This is a genomic window from Pseudomonas brassicae, assembly GCF_010671725.1.
Taxonomy (GTDB): Bacteria; Pseudomonadota; Gammaproteobacteria; order Pseudomonadales; family Pseudomonadaceae; genus Aquipseudomonas; species Aquipseudomonas brassicae.
Map to the genome: position 1 here is coordinate 19,598 of NZ_JAAHBU010000122.1, position 20,747 is coordinate 40,344.

The 20,747-nt window shown below is 63.0% G+C and carries 12 protein-coding genes and 3 pseudogenes; 5 read left to right on the top strand and 10 right to left on the bottom strand.

All coding sequences use genetic code 11. From position 1 onward, the window contains the following. Positions 1–41 precede the first annotated feature (41 nt). Entirely contained in the window at positions 42–1,601 is a 1,560-nt protein-coding gene (locus G3436_RS10110) for an EAL domain-containing protein (RefSeq protein ID WP_163944262.1), read from the top strand. Between the two features lie 49 nt (positions 1,602–1,650). Beyond that, a complete protein-coding gene (gene rarD, locus G3436_RS10115) occupies positions 1,651–2,538 on the top strand; it encodes an EamA family transporter RarD (protein WP_163944265.1) in 888 nt (295 codons plus the stop codon). Here rarD and G3436_RS10120 read toward each other — a convergent pair. The 5 genes and pseudogenes from G3436_RS10120 to G3436_RS10140 all read right to left on the bottom strand — a co-directional run bounded on the left by G3436_RS10120 (position 2,501) and on the right by G3436_RS10140 (position 10,736). After that, complete coding sequence (locus G3436_RS10120) at positions 2,501–4,072, bottom strand: TerC family protein (protein WP_163944268.1); 1,572 nt, start codon at positions 4,070–4,072, stop codon at positions 2,501–2,503. The genes rarD and G3436_RS10120 overlap by 38 nt on opposite strands. A gap of 224 nt (positions 4,073–4,296) precedes the next feature. Next, the gene (locus tag G3436_RS28510) at positions 4,297–6,558 is read right to left on the bottom strand and encodes an RHS repeat-associated core domain-containing protein (protein WP_338001234.1); all 2,262 of its coding nucleotides are present in this window, start codon (positions 6,556–6,558) and stop codon (positions 4,297–4,299) included. After that, positions 6,444–9,239, bottom strand: coding sequence for an RHS repeat domain-containing protein (locus tag G3436_RS10130; protein ID WP_163944272.1), 2,796 nt, complete (start codon positions 9,237–9,239; stop codon positions 6,444–6,446). The genes G3436_RS28510 and G3436_RS10130 overlap by 115 nt, the downstream gene beginning before the upstream one ends. Positions 9,240–9,335: 96 nt before the next feature. Beyond that, entirely contained in the window at positions 9,336–10,139 is an 804-nt protein-coding gene (locus G3436_RS10135) for an AraC family transcriptional regulator (RefSeq protein WP_163944275.1), read from the bottom strand. Between the two features lie 52 nt (positions 10,140–10,191). Further along, a pseudogene (locus G3436_RS10140) lies at positions 10,192–10,736 on the bottom strand (helix-turn-helix domain-containing protein). A 161-nt stretch (positions 10,737–10,897) separates the two neighbouring features. Here G3436_RS10140 and G3436_RS10145 point away from each other — a divergent pair. After that, the gene (locus G3436_RS10145; RefSeq protein ID WP_163944278.1) at positions 10,898–11,680 is read left to right on the top strand and encodes an aldolase; all 783 of its coding nucleotides are present in this window, start codon (positions 10,898–10,900) and stop codon (positions 11,678–11,680) included. 28 nt (positions 11,681–11,708) lie between these two features. Next, complete coding sequence (locus G3436_RS10150; RefSeq protein WP_163944281.1) at positions 11,709–12,593, top strand: dihydrodipicolinate synthase family protein; 885 nt, start codon at positions 11,709–11,711, stop codon at positions 12,591–12,593. Between the two features lie 84 nt (positions 12,594–12,677). Here G3436_RS10150 and G3436_RS10155 read toward each other — a convergent pair. The 3 genes and pseudogenes from G3436_RS10155 to G3436_RS10165 all read right to left on the bottom strand — a co-directional run bounded on the left by G3436_RS10155 (position 12,678) and on the right by G3436_RS10165 (position 16,481). Beyond that, positions 12,678–14,918 (bottom strand): annotated as a pseudogene (locus G3436_RS10155) (TonB-dependent siderophore receptor). 171 nt (positions 14,919–15,089) lie between these two features. After that, positions 15,090–15,746 (bottom strand): CoA transferase subunit B, encoded by a 657-nt coding sequence (locus G3436_RS10160; RefSeq protein ID WP_163944284.1) that lies wholly within the window; start codon positions 15,744–15,746, stop codon positions 15,090–15,092. Between the two features lie 36 nt (positions 15,747–15,782). Next, positions 15,783–16,481 (bottom strand): CoA transferase subunit A, encoded by a 699-nt coding sequence (locus tag G3436_RS10165; RefSeq protein WP_163944286.1) that lies wholly within the window; start codon positions 16,479–16,481, stop codon positions 15,783–15,785. Positions 16,482–16,634: 153 nt separating this feature from the next. Between G3436_RS10165 and G3436_RS10170 the strand changes: the two genes are divergently transcribed. Continuing rightward, positions 16,635–17,456 carry an aldo/keto reductase gene (locus tag G3436_RS10170; protein ID WP_163944289.1) on the top strand — a complete coding sequence of 274 codons (822 nt, stop codon included), beginning with the start codon at positions 16,635–16,637 and terminating at the stop codon, positions 17,454–17,456. Here G3436_RS10170 and G3436_RS10175 read toward each other — a convergent pair whose 3' ends face one another. Further along, positions 17,457–20,555 (bottom strand): error-prone DNA polymerase, encoded by a 3,099-nt coding sequence (locus tag G3436_RS10175; RefSeq protein ID WP_338001233.1) that lies wholly within the window; start codon positions 20,553–20,555, stop codon positions 17,457–17,459. Next, positions 20,531–20,747: pseudogene (locus G3436_RS10180) on the bottom strand (Y-family DNA polymerase); the annotation flags it as partial. The pseudogene G3436_RS10180 and the gene G3436_RS10175, both read right to left, overlap by 25 nt.

Genomic DNA, 20,747 nt, shown 5'->3' on the forward strand with positions numbered 1-20,747 from the left:
CTTGACGCTGCTCTCGACTCTCCATTACAGGTTGCCCGCCAATGCCACTAACGGTAAAACGCCCCGGCCGCTGGACCTTGCGCGCCCTGCTGCCCTGGCTGGTGGGCGCGGTGCCGGTGCTGTGCGGCCTGCTGATAATGCAGTGGCAGGCCCAACGCGAACTGGAGGCTCGCGCCCTGGGGGCGTCGCAGCAGGTGCTGGGGCACTTCGAGCGCATCCTGGACAACATCGCCAGCGCCGCCGAGGTATTGCTGCCGCTGGCTCGCCAACCCTGCGCGCAGGCCACGCTGGCGCTGCGCGAACAGGTCACGCGGGGCTCGTTCGTACGCTCGACCAACCTGTTTCACGACAACGAACTCTACTGCAGTTCGCTGTTCGGTGATGTCAGCGAACCCGTCGACGCCAGCGACTATGTCGATGGCAGCCTGTGGCTGATGGACGGCAACTCGGTCACGCCCGGGCATGCCCTGCTGGCGTATCGTCTCAGCCAGGGTGACGACGGGGCCATCACCACGGTCGACGGCGAGCACCTGACCAGCGCACTGCACCTGATCGGTTCGGGCACCACCTTGCTGCTGCAGGTGGGGCCGCACTGGATGGGTGAGGACGGCATCGTGCATGACGGCCCACTGCCCTCCTTTGCCGTGGCCCCGACGCGGCTGGGCTCGACGCGCTACCGCTTCTCGGTGCATAGCGGCTATGCCACGGGTGAACCCTGGCGCCTGATACGTGCCGAGTACCCCGGCCTGTTCGGCCTGCTGGTGTTTCTTGGCGTGCTGGCAGGCGGCGTATGCCGCTGGCAATTGCGCCGGGCCAGTTCGTCGCGGGTCGAGCTGCAGCGGGCGCTGGAAGCCGACGAGTTCATCCCCTTCTTCCAGCCTGTGGTGCGCGAAGGCGATTACCGCTGGGCCGGTGCCGAGGTGCTGATGCGTTGGCAGCACCCGCGCGAGGGCATGGTGCGCCCCGACCTGTTCATCCCCTATGCCGAGCACAGCGGCCAGATCGTGCCGATGACACGCCGCCTGATGCAGCGCGTGGCCGAAGGGCTGGCGCCGCATGCGGCGACCTTCGAAGATGGCTTTCATGTGGGCATCAACATCACCGCCGATCACTGTCAGGACATGGCCCTGTATGAGGACTGCCGCGATTTCCTCAAGGCCTTCCCGCCAGGCCGGGTGATCCTGACCCTGGAGCTGACCGAGCGCAAGCTGATCGTACCCAGCGCAACCACCGAGCAACTGTTCGCCCGGTTACAGACACTGGGGGTAATGATCGCCATCGACGACTTCGGTACCGGGCAATCGAGCCTGAGCTACCTGCGCCAGTTCAAGGTCGACTACCTCAAGATCGACCAGAGTTTTGTCGCCATGATCGGCGTGGATGCGTTGTCGCTGCACATTCTGGACAGCATCATCGAGCTGTCGGGCAAGCTCGGTGTGGGCATCGTCGCCGAGGGCGTCGAAACCACCGCCCAGCGTGATTACCTGGCGCAGTACCGGGTCGACTTCCAGCAGGGCTACCTGTTCGCCCGGCCCATGCCGCTGAACGACTTCGTGGCCGCACTCGCCAAACAGCCGGTTGCCGAGGGCGCGCGCCCCTGAGATCATGGCGGGTCATCCGTTCCATCCCCTCCGCATGTTCGAGGCACCCTTGTCCAGAGGCATCGTTTCATCCGTCATGGCGTCCTGTCTGTTTGCCGTGATGTACTACTACACCTCCCTGCTCGCGCCCCTCGATGGCGAGGAAATCTTCGGCTGGCGCATGCTGCTGACCTTGCCCTGCGTGACGCTGTTCATGCTGCTGTCCAGGGACTGGCCACTGGCCGTCGGGGTGCTGGCACGTATTCGGCGCAACCCGCTGCTGTTGCTGGGGCTGATCGGCACCTCGACACTGATGGGGCTGCAACTGTGGGTGTTCCTGTGGGCACCGCTGCATGGGCGCAGCCTTGAGGTTTCCCTGGGTTACTTCCTGCTGCCGCTGACCATGGTACTGACCGGGCGCCTGGTATATGGCGAGCGCTTGTCCCGCCTGCAGAAGGTGGCGGTCAGCTGCGCCGTGGTCGGTGTTGCCCACGAACTGCTGCAGCACGGCTCGTTTGCCTGGGAAACGATACTGGTGGCGGCGGGTTATCCGGTGTATTTCGTACTGCGGCGCAAGCTGCGCACCGACCACCTTGGCGGCCTGTGGAGCGACATGTGCCTGCTGATGCCGGCGTCGGTGTTCTTCATCCTGCAGGGCCCGTTGAGCGCTGCCGACCTGCTGACGCACCCGCAGCTCTACGCGCTGATCCCGTTGCTGGGCGTCATCAGTGCGCTGGCGCTGGTCAGCTACGTCATGGCCAGCCGCCTGCTGGCATTCAGCCTGTTCGGGCTGCTGAGCTATGTAGAGCCGGTGCTGCTGGTAGCAGTGGCCCTGCTCCTGGGCGAGAGTATCGCCCAGGACCAATGGCTGACCTACCTGCCGATATGGCTGGCCGTGGTGGTGCTGGTGCTTGAAGGGATCAGGCACCTGCTGCGTCAACGGCGCCGCTCGGTGTAAGCCGCACCTGCCGAACCCGGCGCTCTTCCACCGCCTCCACGGTCATCAGCCAGTCGCCCCAGGCCAACTGATCACCCACCCGCGGCAGGCGGTCGAGCAGGCTCATCACCAGCCCCGCGAGCGTCTGATAGTCCTCGGTCGGCTTGGCCGCAAAGCCGATCTGGGCCTGAATCTGGCGCAGGTTCAAGGCACCGTTGACCAGGAAACCATCCTGCTCGGGCACGATGTCCGGCCCCTCCACCTCACTGGCGTCAGGCAGTTGGCCGGCAATCGACTCGAGGATGTCGGTCATGGTCAGTACCCCGGTGAAGTCACCGAACTCGTTGACCACAAAGGCGATGTGCGTCGACTGGCTGCGCATCTGCTCCAGCGCATTGAGGATACTGAAGCTCTCCAGCAGGTTCAGCGGCGTACGGGCCAGGCGTTCCAGGTCCGGCTCATGGCCAGCCAGCAGCTCCTTGAGCAGCTCTTTCTTGTGCACGAAGCCCAACGGTTCCTCGATGCGACCGCCGCGAATCAGCGGCAGGCGCGAGTACGACGAGTGCATCAGCGCAGTGCGGATCACCTCCGGCGGCTGTGCCAGGTCGATGGCATCGACCTCGGCGCGCACCGTCATCACGTTTTTGATCGGACGTTCGGCCAGGTTGAGTACCCCGCTGATCATCACCCGCTCGCGGCGATCGAACAGCACTTGCTCATCGGCGTCCTCGACCAGGTCGGCAATCTCCTCGCCGACCTCGTCAGCCTGCAAGCGGCGCCCGCCCAGCATGCGCATCACCGCATGCGCGGTGCGCTCACGCAACGGCCGGTGCTGTTGCAGGCTGCGCTTGCGGCGCGCACGGGCGAGCTGGTTGAACAGCTCGATCAGGATCGAGAAGCCAATCGCCGCATACAGGTAGCCCTTGGGAATATGGAAGCCCAGGCCTTCGGCGGTGAGACTGAAGCCGATCATCATCAAAAAGCCCAGGCACAGCATGATCACCGTGGGGTGCGCGTTGACGAAACGGGTCAGCGGCTTGCTCGCGACGATCATGATACCGATCGAGAAGATCACCGCGATCATCATGATCGACAGGTGTTCGACCATGCCCACGGCGGTAATCACCGCGTCCAGCGAGAACACTGCATCGAGCACCACGATCTGCGCCACGATTGGCCAGAACGCCGAATGACGCGTGGGCCCATTGCTTTGGGCAACATGCCCTTCAAGACGCTCGTGCAGCTCCATGGTGGCCTTGAACAACAGGAACACACCGCCGAACAGCATGATCAGGTCGCGGCCAGAGAAGCTCTTGTCGAACACCTCGAACAGAGGCGCGGTCAGGGTCACCATCCACGAGATGCTGGCCAGCAGGCCCAGGCGCATGATCAGCGCCAGCGACAGGCCGATCACCCGCGCACGGTCGCGCTGATGGGGCGGCAGCTTGTCGGCCAGGATGGCGATGAACACCAGGTTGTCGATACCCAGTACCAGTTCGAGCACGATCAGCGTGGCAAGGCCCAGCCAGGCCGTGGGGTCGGCTAGCCATTCCATGGGCGGGTACTCATGCGGGGGACGTCACAAGGACAGGGGACGGGCCAGGACGGCCAGGTACTGGGAGGCTCCGAGAACGAAGTCATAACAACCTTGAGTCAATTAGGGACGTTGATCCTACAATTTCAGCTGACTTTTCTCACAGCGTGAAATTATTTCAATCTGTGGCAAGAGCCCATCCCGGTAGGGACAGGCGCTGTGTGCCAAACGAGGCTCCTACCTCATCAGCGTAATCGTCCCAGCTTGTATCCCGACCAGGACAACGCGGTGCTGGCGCTAAGTCGGCTGTTGATTTCGCCTGCAACATCGGAATCAAAATAGTTCAGGTTTCCAAATACTCCCGTGACCGTTGCCACTACGGTATCAAGATCGCCAAGGTCAAATACCCCAAGGTAGTTGCCCCACAACCGCGTCATGAGGCTTTCCTGGACCAGTGACTGTGCATCGGATGCGAGCGGCGCGATACGACTCACGTTGACCGGTGCCAGTGCATCGGCAATGTCATCAAGGCCCTGGACGTTGTTGCCGGCGGGTCGGTACAGGACCCTGCTCGCCCGGGAAGCCTTCAGGCTGTCCCTGATGCGCTCCACACCCATGGCGGCCTGACGATACAAGCGCCGGGCCAGGGTCAGCGAGCTGCGTCCCAGACGTACGGCCAATTGTCCGATTTTACGGGCCAGTGCAGCCACGCCACCGAGCACAGCAGCGCCCAGCGAGACCCATCCCAGTATCTGAGCCAGCTGAGGGTGTGTATCCAGTACCGTCACAGCCGCGATCGCCGTACCTGCCGAAACAATGGCCAGGCCCGTGAGCACGCCGGTCAGCAACAACGAGGTGCCTCCGCTCACCACAGCGGTGAGCACACCCACGCCCCCCCAGATCACCGTACTGATCAATGCCCCCAGCTGACCCAGCCCCAACGGTGGAGGCAAACCATCACCATAGGTCGCGCGCAGCCTGCGGCTCACCGCCCCAGAGCCTATATGACCGCTGGGGTCCTGGGTATTCACCGGATCGCCTGCACAATAGCCATAGGCCTGCGGCCCGCCCACGCCAAACGGGCTTAGCGAGTCCTGCGCATGGAACTGCAAACTGGCGGGCGCATACCAACGATAACCCTGGCCCAGCGGATACTGGTCGGTGTCGCTGTCACGGTACTCACCATTAAAGCCGAGCAGCGAATCACCCGCTTGCGAGTAGTGCTCCCCATACGCACTGTAAGCGTGGTGAACGAGGGTTTCGGCCTGGGCATCATAGCTGGCCAGCACAGTCCCCTCGGCGTCGCGCAACTCGAACAGTACCCGATCGACACCCGAGCGACGCACCCTCAGCACCGTGCAGGCCTGGCTGCCTGGGCACAGATAGCGCGTGCTCGAACCTCCCGGCTGATATTCGCCCCGTACACTCAACCCGTCGTAGATCAGTTGACGCCGCCCATCGCCCTCACCTCGGCTGAGCAAACGATTGGCCGGGTCGTAGAGGTAGCGACTGGAGCCGGCCTGTGTCAGCCGGCCCAGGCCGTCGTAGGCGTAGGTCTTGCCCGTATGGTCCTGCACTACCCGCCCGTTGGGGTCGTAGCTCAGCGTTCTGGCCGGCGGGTAATCGGGGTGATCGTGGCGGACCTGCTCCAGGCGCGACTGGCTGCTGGCGTCGTAGGTATAAGTAGTAATGCATTGCTCATTGCCAAACACAGTGACACAGCGCGTGACATTGCCCAGCGCATCGTACGTGAACGCCTGACTGTCTACGGCCTTGTTGGCCGGCGTGCGCGGCTGCCACACCCCACTGGTGCGGCACAGTGCCAGTCGGCCACCTGCGGTGTAGTTGAACTCGCGTGTACCAAGCAACGTGCCGTCCTGCACCAGCGCAACCCGCTTGAGCCTGCTGTCTGCGAAGTACTCACGGGTGAGGATAAGCTCGGGCTGCCCCGGCAAGACGAAACGACGGGCTGTTTCGCGCTGTTGTGCATCGTAGGTGTAACGCACCGTGGCAGGTGCAGGCACACCGACCACCGTCACAACCTCCTCGTGCAGGCCAGCGGCAGGCTCGTAGGTGTGCGACGTGCTCGCCTCGCTATTCGCAGCACTGAGACGCTGCCCAGTGTCCGGGCTATAAGTGTACTGCGTGACCACGCCCAGCGCGTCGCTATCGCTGAGCAGGCGCCCTCCTTCGGAAATGGTGCGGCTCAGCGCAATTTCACTCTGTGCCTGGAGCTGCACCCGCTCAGCATTGATCTGCTGGTTCACATCATGCTGATAACGCAGCAAGCGCTCGCCTTCACCTGCCGAAGAGGTTAGAGAGGCACCATGGGCATAGGTGTATGTCTGGATGAGATCACTGTTGGCGAGGCTGATCTTGCCGACCCGGTTGTTCAGCTCCTTGATGTACTCGTAGCTGAGCACCTTGCCATCTGCTGCGCGCCGGGTGGCGGGGAACGGGTTAGCCCCTGCGTAGCTGAAGGTTTCGGTGACCGTGCCGCGCGTGATCGACAGCACACGCCCCCAGCTGTCGAACGTTCGCGCGCCCAGGATACGCGGGCCCCGGAAAACTCGACCTCTACCCGATCAGCTTCGCTGATGAACCAGCTCTGCGGGTAACGGTAATGGTAGGTGTAACTCAGCGCCGGGACACCTGGCCCCTGCTCGACATGGGCTTCGCCCAGCAACCGGCCGCCACCATCGTAGGTGTAGTTGATACTGTGCTGCCCGTGCACACCCGTGGTCACCAGTGTCGCCACCTGCCGAGCATGGGTGTACGTCGGCAACTGTGTCTGGTAAACCACACCGTCCGCATCTTTCCACTCAACCCTGGCAACGCTGCCATCCGGGTGATACTGGGTGAAGATGCCATGCCGGTCATCGACTGTTCCGGTCCATTGGGCACGCGTCAGGCTAATGGGGTCGTAGCGGTTGAACACCTTTTGCCCATTGCTATAGGTTCGACTGAACTCATTACCCCAATCGTCATAGCCAAACAGACATGATTGCTGAACAGGCGTTCCATCGGCCAGGTAGTCAATACTTGTACTAAGCGACTTTCGCCCCTGCGCGTCATATTCGACCGCCAGTGTCTGGCGCCAACTCTCACTGCTGGACGCCCTGACGTACTCTTCGACCACGTTGTCCTGACCATCCTGTTGAATGGCCTGCTGCCGGCCACTGGCCTCGGTGATCTCGACACGCCCCGGCGAAGGATAGCTATAACGGGTGGTCTGCTTGAATGTCGCGCTTTGCGCGCAGTGGACAAGTGCACTCAAGCGCCCAGAGGCATCGTACTCGAACAGTGTCTGGTTGCCGTCCTCATCTACTTGGCTGATCAGGCGGCCACTGAGGATGCTCTGGGTTTCGCTGCGCGTGCGGGTGTTGCCCTGGGCATCGGTATCGGTTGTGATGATGGTGAGCGCAGTACCGGCCAGGGTGTAGGTGAAAGTGCGTACCAGGCCCGCCTCGGGAATCAACTCGCCCCTGGCATCGGCTCGCCCCTGCACGATCCTGCGCTGGCGGCCTTTGCGGAAATCGTTGGCGGTGTAGTACTCGATCTGTTGCCCGACAAGAGCAGCGTTTCTGATACTGCTTGCCGCATTGACGATCTGCAGGGTGTAGCTGACCTTGTAGTCATGAAAACCGGGGATCGCCACATAGCGATAGCCCTTCAGCAGTGGACGCAAACGTTCATTGCCTTCGTTGTAGAAGGGGTCTGGGCTACCTGGAGTACGCAGTGGCTGCGTGCCCGCTCGAACGGCTTCGGAGAGTGTGTACTTGGATGCAAAATCGCGTCCTGCGGCAAAACCCAGCCCCTGATCAAACAGTTCACCGTAGACGATCTGAATCTGTTCGAGCAGCGTGCCCAGCACGCCACCCAACACGCCGCCGAGCGTATTTAGCAGCGAGTTATTGTCGGCGGCGGCCAGATAACGGGCAATGGTTGTGTTTTGTCCGTAGCTACCCTGCGACGGCTCCCGATACGTTGTGAAATCAGTGCGAATCCCCCCCTCGGTAATCGCCATGACTGCGCCCTGCTGGTCGTAGAGCGTCGACATCTGTTCTCGGCGCTGCGCCCCACCTTGATGATACTCGCTGATGTCACCGTACTCGCCAGCGCTGACGTTGTAGTTACGGACCACACGCGTATTACCCTGATACACGGTTTCGACCGTTACTTCATGCCGTGCGTTGTACTCATAGACCGTAGTGTGCAGGGCAAGCCCTCCCAAGTCTTGGACCACCACCGTCGTTTCATAGGTCTGCGCGCTCGTGCGCCCGTAGGAGTAGCGCTTGAAGACGCTTTGCAGAGGTAAGCCGGTGGTATAGGGCACCACTTCATGAGTATTGACACAGGGCAGCGCCGAGAGCTTCGGGTTGTCCTCGAAAATGATGCCGTTATCGAGATAGAGCACCACATGCTCAAGCCCTTCGAAGGTGCGTAGCTGTGTCAGCAGCCAACCACATTTAGGGTGGTCGTAGTAATCAAACGTGCTTTGCGTACCTGACGGCGCAGTCACCGAACGTAACGCATAATCGCGCAACGCGAGCCTGTAGATCAGGGTTTCCGATGCATCGTCGGGCCAGAAGGTAAGGCTCACGGCATCGATCGACTGATAGTCGACCCGCACCAATTGGCGCAACGGGTCGCGGATGCCGAGCAACTGAATCTGATACTGGCGTACGCCGGCTATCACGTGCTCGGTACTGGTCCAGCTCATGGTCAGGATGTTGTAACCATCGGTGGTCAACGTATCAGGCACATAGACCTTTGAACTGGCAACCTGCTTGAGCGTTTCGACGCGCCCGTCACGCCGTTTCACCCGTATCACACTGGCGCTGTTTTCCCACGTGACAATCACCGATGCCGTTGTCAGTGCCTGACCTTTGGCAACCTGTAGCATCTCGCCCGAATGCAGGGTCAGTTGCCCGGTGCTTTCATGGTACGTAGTGAACGCAAAGGACCAGCCGTCCCCCAGCGCTGCCGCATTGTTGACCAGCGGGGTGTAGAACAGCCCCATATCGACCACCGGCCCGTTTCCGGCATTGCCCACTACTGCAGGCAAGGGTACGTAAGCCTCCAACAGGCCCGTGCGCGGATCTACGTCAGTTGACTTTCTGGTCGTCGCATTAAAGATCGCGTGATTTTGATTGTCTGCGGGATCGGTTCCCATCGGATTGGCCATGCTGCAGCTCCTGACAGCCATCTGGCTGACCAACGCGGCCAGCTGTCTGCCAGCACGCTACGCGATGCCTGACCCCCCCCGAAACTGACACTTCTATCAGGTGACAACGGCGTGCGGAGCTGCTGCACGATAGTGCCCTGGCGTCGCCGCCAGGTGCTGCTTGAAGGCCCGCTGCAGGTGCGCCTGGTCGGCAAACCCGGCATCCAGCGCGACATCCGCGATCAACCGCCCCTGGCGCAGTTGGGCGCGGGCGTACTGCACCCGGCAGTCCAGCAGATAGCCGTGCGGCGTCAAGCCGAAGTGCTGTTTGAAGGCGCGGATCAGGTACGAGGTCGACAAACCGGCAGCCTGACTGATCGCCTCCAGCTTGAGCGGCTCGGTGCAATGCGCACGAATGAACGCTGCCGCACGATCAAGGCCCGGATTGCGCGGTGCCTGGGGGTGTGGCGCGGCCTCCAGGCGCTGGCCCAGGGCCCTGAAGAAAGCCTCGGCCGCAGCCTGCTTGAGCTCTGCCGCGCCGGTGCTGGCGGTCAGCGTCGCATACAGCCGCTGCACCTCCCCGAATAATCCGGGCGAGGTGCTCAAGGTGGCCGCTACCGGCTCGAAACCCTGGCGCTGCAACCACGGCATGTCCACGTACAGCATCAGGTACGACCACGGCTGGTCGGCGATCGGGTTGCAGGCATGCACCACGCCGGGGTTCATCATCACCACCGTACCGGCGTCGATCTCGCGCCAGGTCTGACCACTGAGGTACGAGCTGCGCCCGGCGGTGATCGCACCAATGGAAAAGCCGGCGTGGGAATGGCGTGCATAACAGACCTTGCGCCCGTCAGCGACGCCGCGCGCCTCGATGAAGGGCAAGGCCGGGTCTCGCCAGAAACAGGAAGTGGTTTGCATCGACACGGGCCTGCGCAGGTGAACCGATCCGCACTTTAGCAGGCTTTTTACCTCACGCTTGATCGGCGTCGTGCACCACCACCAGCAACTGCGCCTGCACGCTGCCGACCGAGCGCAAGCGGTGCGGAGTCTGGGCATTGAAGTGCAGCGCATCGCCACGTTCCAGCAGCACCCGTTCGTGCATGAAGTCCACCTCCACCTGGCCCTCGTGGACAAACAGGAACTCCTCGCCCAGGTGCTCCTTGAACGTCGAATCACTGAAATCCGGCGGTGGGCAGATGATGAACGGCAACAGGCTGCGCTGGCCGATATGCTGGGCCAGCACCGCATATCCCGGGCCCTCGGCGCTACCGGACAGCGCCTGGCGCTCAGCGCTGCGTACCAGGCTGTAACGCGCCTGCGCGGGCTGATCTTCGGCGAACAGCTCTTCGACGTTCACGTTCACGCCCGCGCCAGCTTCAACGCTGCCGCAATCGACGGCGTGTTCAGACCGCGCTCGACCTTGGACAGGTAGCTTTTGGTCATGGCGGTTTTCTCGGCCAGCACCTCAAGGGTTAGCCCGAGTTTTTTTCTCAATACTTTCAATCGGATAGACATTGGCAGCAACTTTTCCCAGTGCAGCGGGCAACTTTTTCTTGCGCATGACACTTTGTGTCATATAGCCTTGTTTGTGTCATCGCGTTGACCGCCCCGATCACCTTCCAAGCAACCGGAGCGGGCCAGCCCTGACGCCCATCACGCCACCGAGGACTCCCCCCATGGCCAAGACATTGGCACTGCCCAAGGACCAACTGGTCAAGCAGGCCCTTGCGCAGATGCAAGACTCGCTCGCCGATAATACGTGGACTGTGCGAGAAAAGCTGGCACTGACCTGCCGGATTCTGTTCGACAACGGCCACGACTCGGGCCTGGCTGGCCAGATCAGCGCACGCGGCCCGCAGCCGGGCACCTTCTACACCCAGCAACTGGGGCTGGGCTTTGACGAAATCAGCGCCAGCAACCTGCTGCTGGTCAACGAAGACCTTGAGGTGCTCGAAGGCAGCGGCATGCCCAACCCGGCCAATCGTTTCCATAGCTGGGTGTACCGGGCGCGGCCGGACGTGAACTGCATCATCCATACCCACCCGACCCATGTCGCCGCCCTGTCGATGCTTGAAGTGCCACTGCAGGTATCGCACATGGACCTGTGCCCTCTGTATGAAGATTGCGCGTTTCTGCAAGGCTGGCCGGGTGTTCCGGTGGGCAACGAGGAAGGCGAGCTGATCAGCGCCGCGCTGGGTGACAAGCGCGCCATCCTGCTCTCGCACCATGGGCAATTGTCGACAGGCGCCAGCATCGAGCAAGCCTGCGTCATTGCACAACTGATCGAGCGTGCTGCCAGGTTGCAATTGCTGGCCATGGCGGCCGGGCAGATCAAGCCGATCGAGCCCGCGCTGGGCCGCGAGGCGCACGACTGGATCGACCGCCCCAAGCGCCACGCTGCCGCCTTCAATTACTATGCCCGGCAATGCCTGCGCCAGCATGCCGATTGCCTGAACTGATTCCGCCCTTTTTCCGGAGCATGCAACCATGACCACGACCTTTCACGGCATCATCGGCTACACCATCACCCCGTTCAGTGCCGATGGCGCAGGACTCGACCTGCCGGCGCTGGGGCGCTCCATCGACCGCCTGATCGAGGGCGGCGTACAGGCCATTGCGCCGCTGGGCAGCACAGGCGAAGGCGCCTACCTGAGTGACCGCGAATGGGACGAAGTGGCCGAGTTCAGCCTGGCGCACATCGCCGGGCGCGTGCCGAGCATCGTCAGTGTCTCGGACTTGACCACCGCCAGCGCCATGCGCCGGGCACGCTTTGCAGAGGCCAACGGGGCCGATGCCGTGATGGTATTGCCGGCCGCGTACTGGAAGCTGAGCGACGCAGAAATCCTGCAGCACTACCAGCGCATTGGCGACTGCATCGGCGTGCCGATCATGCTCTACAACAATCCGGCCACCAGTGGCACCGACCTGTCGGTGGAGCTGATCCTGCGCATCGTGCGCCAGGTGGAAAACGTGACCATGGTCAAGGAGAGCACCGGTGACATTCAGCGCATGCATCGCTTGCAGCAGCTGGGTGAAGGCCAGGTGCCGTTCTACAACGGCTGCAACCCGTTGGCACTGGAGGCGTTCGTGGCGGGTGCCACGGGCTGGTGCACGGCGGCGGCGAACCTGATCCCGGCGCTCAACCAGCAGCTGTATCAAGCCGTGCTGAACAACGACCTGGACGCGGCACGGGCGTTGTTCTACCGCCAGTTGCCATTGCTGGAGTTCATTCTCAAGGGTGGCTTGCCGGCGACGGTGAAGGCTGGGCTGGGGTTGACCGGGTTGGCGGTGGGCGAGCCGCGCAAGCCGGTGTTTGCCTTGGATGAGGCCGGGTGTGGGCGGCTGCAGCAACTGCTCGAACAGATGCGCTGACAGCCTGGAGGCAACAGCGCATTCTGCTGGCGAGCCCTGCAGGTTCGCCGGCAGATTGCGCTGGGGCCACAAATGCAGCCGTTTTTACAACGCCCAGTCCAGGCTCAAGGTGACAGTCCGCGGGTCGCCCCAGTACACGCCGTTATAGAAACCCACGTTGTTGTAGTACTTGGTGTCCAGCAGGTTCTTCACATTCAGCGATGCCTACAGGTGCTCGTCGAACGCGTAGCGCGACATCAACCCGACGACGGTATAGGCACGCTGACGGATATCGGTTTCAACCGTGATGTACTCGCCTGCGGCATCACGCCCCACCGGGCGATTGCCGCTGTCGTAGATCGCACTCTGCCAGTCCACCGAACCGCCCACCGTCAACTGCTCCATGACCTTGTAGGTCGTGTTCAGACGTACCATGTTCAATGGCTGCGTCGTATTGCGGCGTTTTTTATCGGCATCCAGCGAGTGGGTGTAGCTGTAGCCCAACGTCATGTTCCAGCCCGCCATCACCTCGCCGCCAATCTCGGCCTCGAAACCGTCAACGGTGTTGCCCTTGCCACCGCTCTTGTAATACGTGGTCAGTTGGCCATCGGCATTGCGTGTGCGCGAGTAGTCGACCTCGGCAACGTTGTCCTGCTTGCTGCGGTACACCGCCGTGCTCAGGTTCAGACGCTCATCGAGCAAACTGCCTTTGAGCCCGACTTCGTAGTTGCTCCCAACCACCGGGTCCAGGTACTGATCATTGACGTCCTTCAGGTTCTGCGGTTTGAAGATGTCGGTGTAACTGGCATACACGGTGTATTCGTCGGTCAGGTCGTAGAGAATCCCTGCATACGGGGTCCAGACATCGTTGTGCGTGCGTGTGGTCTTGTTGTTGGGCGAGGTGACCTGACCGGCATCGTTGTACCGCCAGGACTGGCTCGTCACCTCCCAACTGCCATATCGACTGCCCAGCACCAGGTGCAGTTCATCGGTAATGTTCAGGCGCGTCGCCAGGTAGCCGGCCTTCTGCTCGGTGGTGGAACGGGAGCTGTCCAGGTGGGTGACGGTGTCGGGGAATTTCTCCACCCCCCCCAGGTATTTCCAGTCCGCAATCGTGGTGTAGCCAGCTGGCACTGCACCCGGACGCACGAACGGCGCACTGTTGCGCCGCTTCGACTCCCCATAGCCGATCATGAAGTCGTGCTCACGCCCGAACAAGGCAAACGGCCCCGCCACGTTCAGGTCCACCGCACTCATCTTCTCGTCGCCGATGAAGTGGCTGGTCCACGCGTTCATGCCGCTGCGGTCGGCTGCCGGGAAGCCATTGCCGCCGAAGTACACCTTGCCATCGGTTTCGCTCTGACGGTAGGTGTAGGCCGCCTTGAGCTTCCACTCACCGGCCAGGCGCTGGTCGAGGGTGGCAAACACGGTTTCGTCCTTGAGCGGCCACGAACTCCAGGCCGCCGAGATGTTGTTCGAGCGCGGCAACTTGGCCTTGCCGCCCGACGCATTCCAGTACGGGACGGTGCCCCACGAGGCGCCCTGCACATGCTTGTTCTGATAGTCGTAACCCACCGCCAGCACCGTGTCGTCGGTCAGGTCGCCTTCGAGGATGCCGTAGGCCACCTCCCGCTGGGTCTGATAGCGGTCACGGAACGAGTCGGCATCGCGGTAGGCCAGCACGCTGCGCCCGCGCAGGCGGCCGTCGAACGCCAGCGGGCCACCCACGTCGACATAGCTGTAGTAGTTGTCGTAGCTGCCACCGCGCAGCCCGGTCTTGATCGCCAGCTCATGGGTCGGGCGCTTACGCATCATGTTGATGGTACCCGAGGGATCACCTGCGCCCGTGGTCAGGCCGGTGGCGCCGCGCACCACTTCGATACGGTCGTAGATGATGGTGTCGGAGTCGGACTTCAGGCCCGAGAAGGTATTGAGCATGCCGTCGATCTGGAAGTTGTCGATGGCATAGCCGCGCGAGCTGTAGGTGGGTCGCTCGGAGTCGTTGCGCTGGACCACCACACCGGTGACCTGGCTCATGGCTTCGGACAGGGTGTCGAGCTGGAAGTCGTCGAGTTGCTGGCGGGTCAGCACCGACATCGACTGTGGGGTGTCCTTGATCGACAGGTTCAGCCGCGTGGCGGTACTCATGCTGCCGGTGGTGTAAGCCCCGGTATTTTCGGTGGTGCGGCCCAGCCCCTGAGCATTCACCGTGGTAGAGCCAAGTTCCAGCGTTTGCACGCTGGCGGCCACCGGCGGGGTTTGGTTGTCGGCCAGGGCGGCGGCACTGCAGGCAGCGCCACACACACCAAGCGTCAAGGTCATGGAACGGGTAATCGGCGCGAACATCGCTGCCTTCTCCTTGTTTTAGCTGGGGAAATTCCGTTTAAAAGCGCGGGGCGAAGCATAATGAAAACCAACCTCAAATGCGAATGCTTATTGATACATATTTGAAGGCAAAAAAAGAGCGACCCGCAGATCGCTCTTTTGTGCCCAGCGATGGGCCGCGCATTACACCGGTTAGAACGTCATTTCCTTTACATCATCGGCCACGATCAGCTTGCCGGCGGTCTTGGCAATGATCTCCTCCACGCTCACCCCCGGTGCAGTCTCGCGCAGGATGAACGCACCGTTCTCGATCTCCAGGTACGCAAGGTCGGTCAGCACCTTGCGGATGCACCCCGCACCGGTCAGTGGCAGGCTGCAACGCGACAGCAGCTTGGACTCGCCATCCTTGGACGCATGGGTCATGGTGACAATGATATTGTCGGCGCCGGCCACCAGGTCCATCGCCCCGCCCATGCCTTTGACCAGCTTGCCGGGGATCATCCAGGAGGCAATATTGCCCTCCACGTCCACTTCGAATGCGCCCAGCACCGTGAGGTCGACATGCCCGCCACGGATCATGGCGAACGACTCGGCCGAGTTGAAGATCGACGCCCCGCGCCGGGCAGTCACGGTCTGTTTGCCGGCATTGATCATGTCTGCGTCGAGTTGCGCCTCGGTGGGGAATTCGCCCATGCCGAGCAAGCCGTTTTCCGACTGCAGCATCACGTCGATATCGTCAGGTACGTAGTTGGCCACCAGGGTCGGGATGCCGATGCCCAGGTTCACGTAGAAACCGTCCTTGAGTTCGCGGGCTACACGTTGTGCCATTTGTTCGCGGGTAAGTGCCATGCTCAGGTTCTCTTTGTTGTTCTGCGCGGAGTCGGGTCAGGCTTTGACCGTGCGTTTCTCGATACGCTTTTCGAAGCGGCCAACGATGATGCGGTCGACATAGATGCCCGGGGTGTGGATCTCGCTGGGCAGCAGCACGCCGGGCTCGACGATTTCCTCGACCTCGACCACGGTGATCTTGCCGGCCGTGGCTGCCAGCGGGTTGAAGTTCTGCGCGGTGTGGCGGTACACCACGTTGCCATAGTGGTCGGCCTTCCAGCCTTTGACGATGGCGAAGTCGCCGGTGATCGCCTGTTCGAGAATGTACTTGCGCCCGTTGAACTCACGTACTTCCTTGCCCTCGGCAACCGGGGTGCCATAACCTGTGGCCGTGAAGAAAGCCGGGATACCGGCACCGCCAGCACGCATCTTCTCGGCCAGGGTGCCTTGCGGGGTAAGCTCCACTTCCAGCTCGCCACTGAGCAGTTGGCGCTCGAATTCGGCGTTCTCGCCCACGTACGAGGCAATCATCTTGCGGATCTGCCGGTCTTCGAGCAGCACACCCAGGCCAAAACCGTCGACACCGCAGTTGTTGGAGACCACGGTCAGCCCACTGACGCCGCGGCGCTTGATCTCGGCAATGAGGTTTTCCGGAATGCCGCACAGGCCGAAGCCGCCAGCCAGTACGGTCATGTTGTCGGTAAGGCCGGCAAGGGCCTCTTCATAGGTCGCTACGCGCTTGTCCAGTCCGGCCATGCTGATCCGCCTTTTGTAGTTGTTGAACCGACGAGGGGTGTCGGAGAGCGTCTGGGGCCATCTTCCCCCCTGCTCACTCATTTGTTAATTTTGTTTTTTTGATCGATTGATTCATTATTTAAATCAATCATTGGTCCCCTGCAGGAGCTCACCATGCGCACGCTCACACTTGGCGGTTCAACTGTCCCGGTCATCGGCCAGGGCACCTGGTTCATGGGCGAACAGCCTGACCGGCAGCAGGCCGAAGTCAGCGCCCTGCAACAGGGCATCGAGCTGGGCCTGAGCCTCATCGATAGCGCCGAGATGTACGCCGAAGGGGGCGCCGAGCAGGTTGTGGGCCGCGCCATCCAGGGCCGCCGCGACCAGGTTTTCCTGGTCAGCAAGGTCTACCCGCACAACGCCAGCCGCACCGGCATCCCGGCCGCCTGCGCACGCAGCCTCACCCGCCTGGGCACAGACTGCATCGATCTTTACCTGTTGCACTGGCGTGGCCAGTACCCCCTGGAAGAAACCGTAGAAGCCTTCGAGCGTCTGCGTGAAGCCGGCAAGATCAGGCACTGGGGCGTGTCCAACTTCGATGTCGACGACCTGCGCGAGCTGGATAACCCGGCGTGCGTCACCAACCAGGTGCTGTACAACCCCGAGCAACGTGGCATCGAGTTCGACCTGCTGCCCTACAGCCGCAAGCGCCAATTGCCGAGCATGGCCTACTGCCCGTTGGCCCAGGCGGGGCGCCTGCTCAACCACCCGGTGCTGCACCAGATTGCCGAACAGCATGGCGCTACCCCTGCACAGGTGGTGCTGGCCTGGGTCACCCGTGACGACGGCGTGGTTGCCATCCCCAAGGCCGTGCAGCCCCGCCATGTGCAGCTCAATGCTGCGGCCGCCAGCCTGAGCCTGCGCGACGAAGACCTGCGCGCCATCGACCGGGCTTTCCCCGCGCCAACCCGCAAGCAGCGCCTGGCGATGGTCTGATCAATGAAAGTCGCGACTGCGCACCTCCAGCCCGTGCAATAGCGGGCTCAGGTCTTCGAGGCGGCGCGCGATCAGGTGGCGCACGCCTTCGGCGTACTCCAGCCTGCCGACAACCCGCAACAGTCGCGCGCCCACCAGCACCCGGCGTTGACGTTCGGCCAACTCGCGCCAGACCACCACGTTGAGCATGCCGAACTCGTCCTCCAGGGTCACGAACGTCACCCCGCTGGCAGTACCTGGCCGCTGGCGACCGGTCACCAGCCCCGCCACGCTTACCGCATCGCCATGTTCGGCGTGCTCCAGTGCCCGCGAGCTACGACAACCCAGGCCCTCAAGGCGACGGCGCAGCAAGGTCAGCGGATGCGGGCCCAGGGTCGTGCCGACGCTGGCATAGTCGGCACACAGATCCTCGCCCACACTCGGCGGCGACAGGTTGACTGGGGCTTCGACGGGCGCCTCGACCCCTGCAAACAGTGGCAACTGCGCCTGTACCGCCGCCACCTCCCAGCGCGCCTGGTAACGGTGCCCGGCCAGCGCACCAAGGGCGCCGGCATCGGCCAGCAGCTCGCGCGCCCGTGCATCCAGGCCGGCGCGCAGGCACAGGTCGGCCACATCGCTGAACGCGCGCACCGCCCTTGCCTGCTCCAGGCGCAACGCGTCGTCCTGGCGAAAGCCGCGCACCTGGCGCAACCCCAGGCGCAATGCCAACTCATCGCCCAACACCGGCTCCAGGCTGCAGTCCCAGGTACTGTGGTGCACGTCGACCGGGCGAATCTCGATAGCGTGGCGCCGTGCGTCCTGCAGGATCTGGTCGGGGCTGTAGAACCCCATCGGCCAGCTGTTGATCAGGGCACAGGCGAATATCGCCGGCTCATGGCACTTGAGCCAGCAACTGGCATAGGTCAGCAGGGCGAAACTGGCCGCATGGGACTCGGGAAACCCATAGCTGCCAAAGCCCTTGATCTGCTCGAAGATGCGTGCGGCGAACTCGACGCTGTAGCCGTTCTTCAGCATGCCCTCGGTCAGCCGCTGACGGTGCGGTTCGAGGCCGCCGTGGCGCTTCCAGGCGGCCATGGAGCGGCGCAACTGGTCGGCTTCGCCAGGGCTGTAGTCGGCGGCGACCATGGCCAGCTCCATCACCTGTTCCTGGAACAGCGGCACGCCCAGGGTGCGCTTGAACACGTTTTCCAGCGCCGGTGACGGGTACTCCACCGCCTCCGTTTTGTTACGCCGACGCAAATAGGGATGCACCATGTCACCCTGGATAGGCCCTGGTCGCACGATCGCCACCTGGATCACCAGGTCGTAGAACTCGCGCGGCTTGAGTCGCGGCAACATGGCCATCTGCGCCCGCGACTCGATCTGGAACACGCCCACGGTATCGGCGCGGCCGATCATGTCGTAGGTGGGGCCATCGTCGGCCGGCACGCAGGCGATGCTCATGCTGCGGCCGCGGTGGTAGCGGATCAGGTCGAAACAGCGACGCAAGGCGGTGAGCATGCCCAGCGCCAGGATGTCGACCTTGAGCAGGCCGACCATGTCCAGGTCGTCCTTGTCCCACTGGATCACGGTGCGCTGGTCCATGGCGGCGTTCTCCACGGGCACCAGGGTGTCCAGCGGCTGCTCGGAAATCACAAAGCCACCGGGGTGCTGGGACAGGTGCCGGGGGAAGCCGATCAGCTCGCCAGTCAGCGTCAGCACCCGGTTCAGCAATGGGCTCTGGGGGTCGAAGCCGGCCTCGCGCAGGTACTCCGGTGGCGGTATACGGTCGCTCCAGCGCCCGCAGCAGTCGGCCAGGGCGTTGATCTGGTCCGGCGGCAGGCCCAGCACCCGGGCGATGTCGCGCACGGCCCCGGCCGCGTGGTAGGTGCTGGCCACGGCGGTCAGGGCGGCGCGGTGGCGACCATAGCGGTTGAACACGTACTGCAGCACTTCTTCGCGCCGCTCATGTTCGAAGTCGACATCGATGTCGGGCGGCTCGTCGCGCTCGCGCGACAGAAAGCGCTCGAACAAGAGGTGTGTGCGGGTGGGGTCGAGTTCGGTAATGCCCAGCACGAAACACACCACCGAGTTGGCCGCCGAACCCCGGCCCTGGCACAGAATGCCCTGGCCACGGGCGAACTGCACGATGTCGTGCACGGTGAGAAAGTAGCTTTCGTAGCGCAGTTCGGCAATCAGCGCCAGTTCGTGCTCAAGGGCCTGGCGGGTGGCTGCCTCGACGTGGGCAGGCCAGCGCCAGCGCAGCCCGCGTTCGCACAGTTCACGCAGCCAACTGGTCGCTGTGTGGGCCGGCGGCACCACTTCGTGAGGGTATTGATAGCGCAACTGGCCGAGGTCGAAGGTGCAGCGCGCGGCAATCTCCAGTGAAGCCTGGAGCAAGTGCTGCGGGTACAGCTCGGCCAACTGTGCCAGTGGGCGCAGATGCCGCTCGCCATTGGCGAACAGGCGCTGCCCGGCGCCCGCCACCGTGGTGTGGTGGCGGATCGCGCTCATGCAGTCCTGCAGGGCCCGGCGCCCACGTGCATGCATGTGCACATCGCCACAGGCCACGGTGCGCAACGACAGGCTGGCGGCCAAGGCCTGCATCTGCTGAAGGCGCTGGCGATCATCGGCGCCACGGTGCAAGTGCACGGCCAGCCACAACTGTGCGCCGAACACCTCGCGCAACCACTGCCCTGGCGTGGCATCCAGTGGGTCGTCCGGCACCCACAGTGCCACCAGGCCATCCAGCGGGCCGGCGAAATCCTCGCGCAGTAGCTGGTACTCGCCTTTGCCCGCCCGACGCCGCGCCCGGGTGATCAGCTTGCACAGGTGCTGGTAACCGCGCAGGTCTTCGACCAGCAACACCAGCTTGGGCCCATCGTGCACCCGCAACTCGCTGCCCACCAGCAGCCTGACCCCGGTCGCCTTCGCGGCCTGCCACGCCCGCACAATCCCGGCCAGGGTGCACTCATCGGTGATCGCCAGAGCTTGATAGCCCTGCAGGTGCGCACGCTCGAACAACTCGCGGGCACTGGACGCACCACGCTGGAAGGTGAAATTGGACAGGCAGTGCAACTCGGCATAGCCGCCACTCATGCGAACCACCCTTGCAGCCACAACGGCCCGCTCTCGCCCACGCACCGATAGGCCCAGCCACGCTGACCGGCCGGGGTTTCGACCAGGTAATAATCCCGCCGCACATCACCGCCATCCCACCAGCCAGACTCGATCCGCTCGGGCCCGCCAGCCAGCGCAGGCCCTGCAACGGCAAGGCCTGCGGCTGGGCGAGCAACCAGCCGGGGCGCGCTG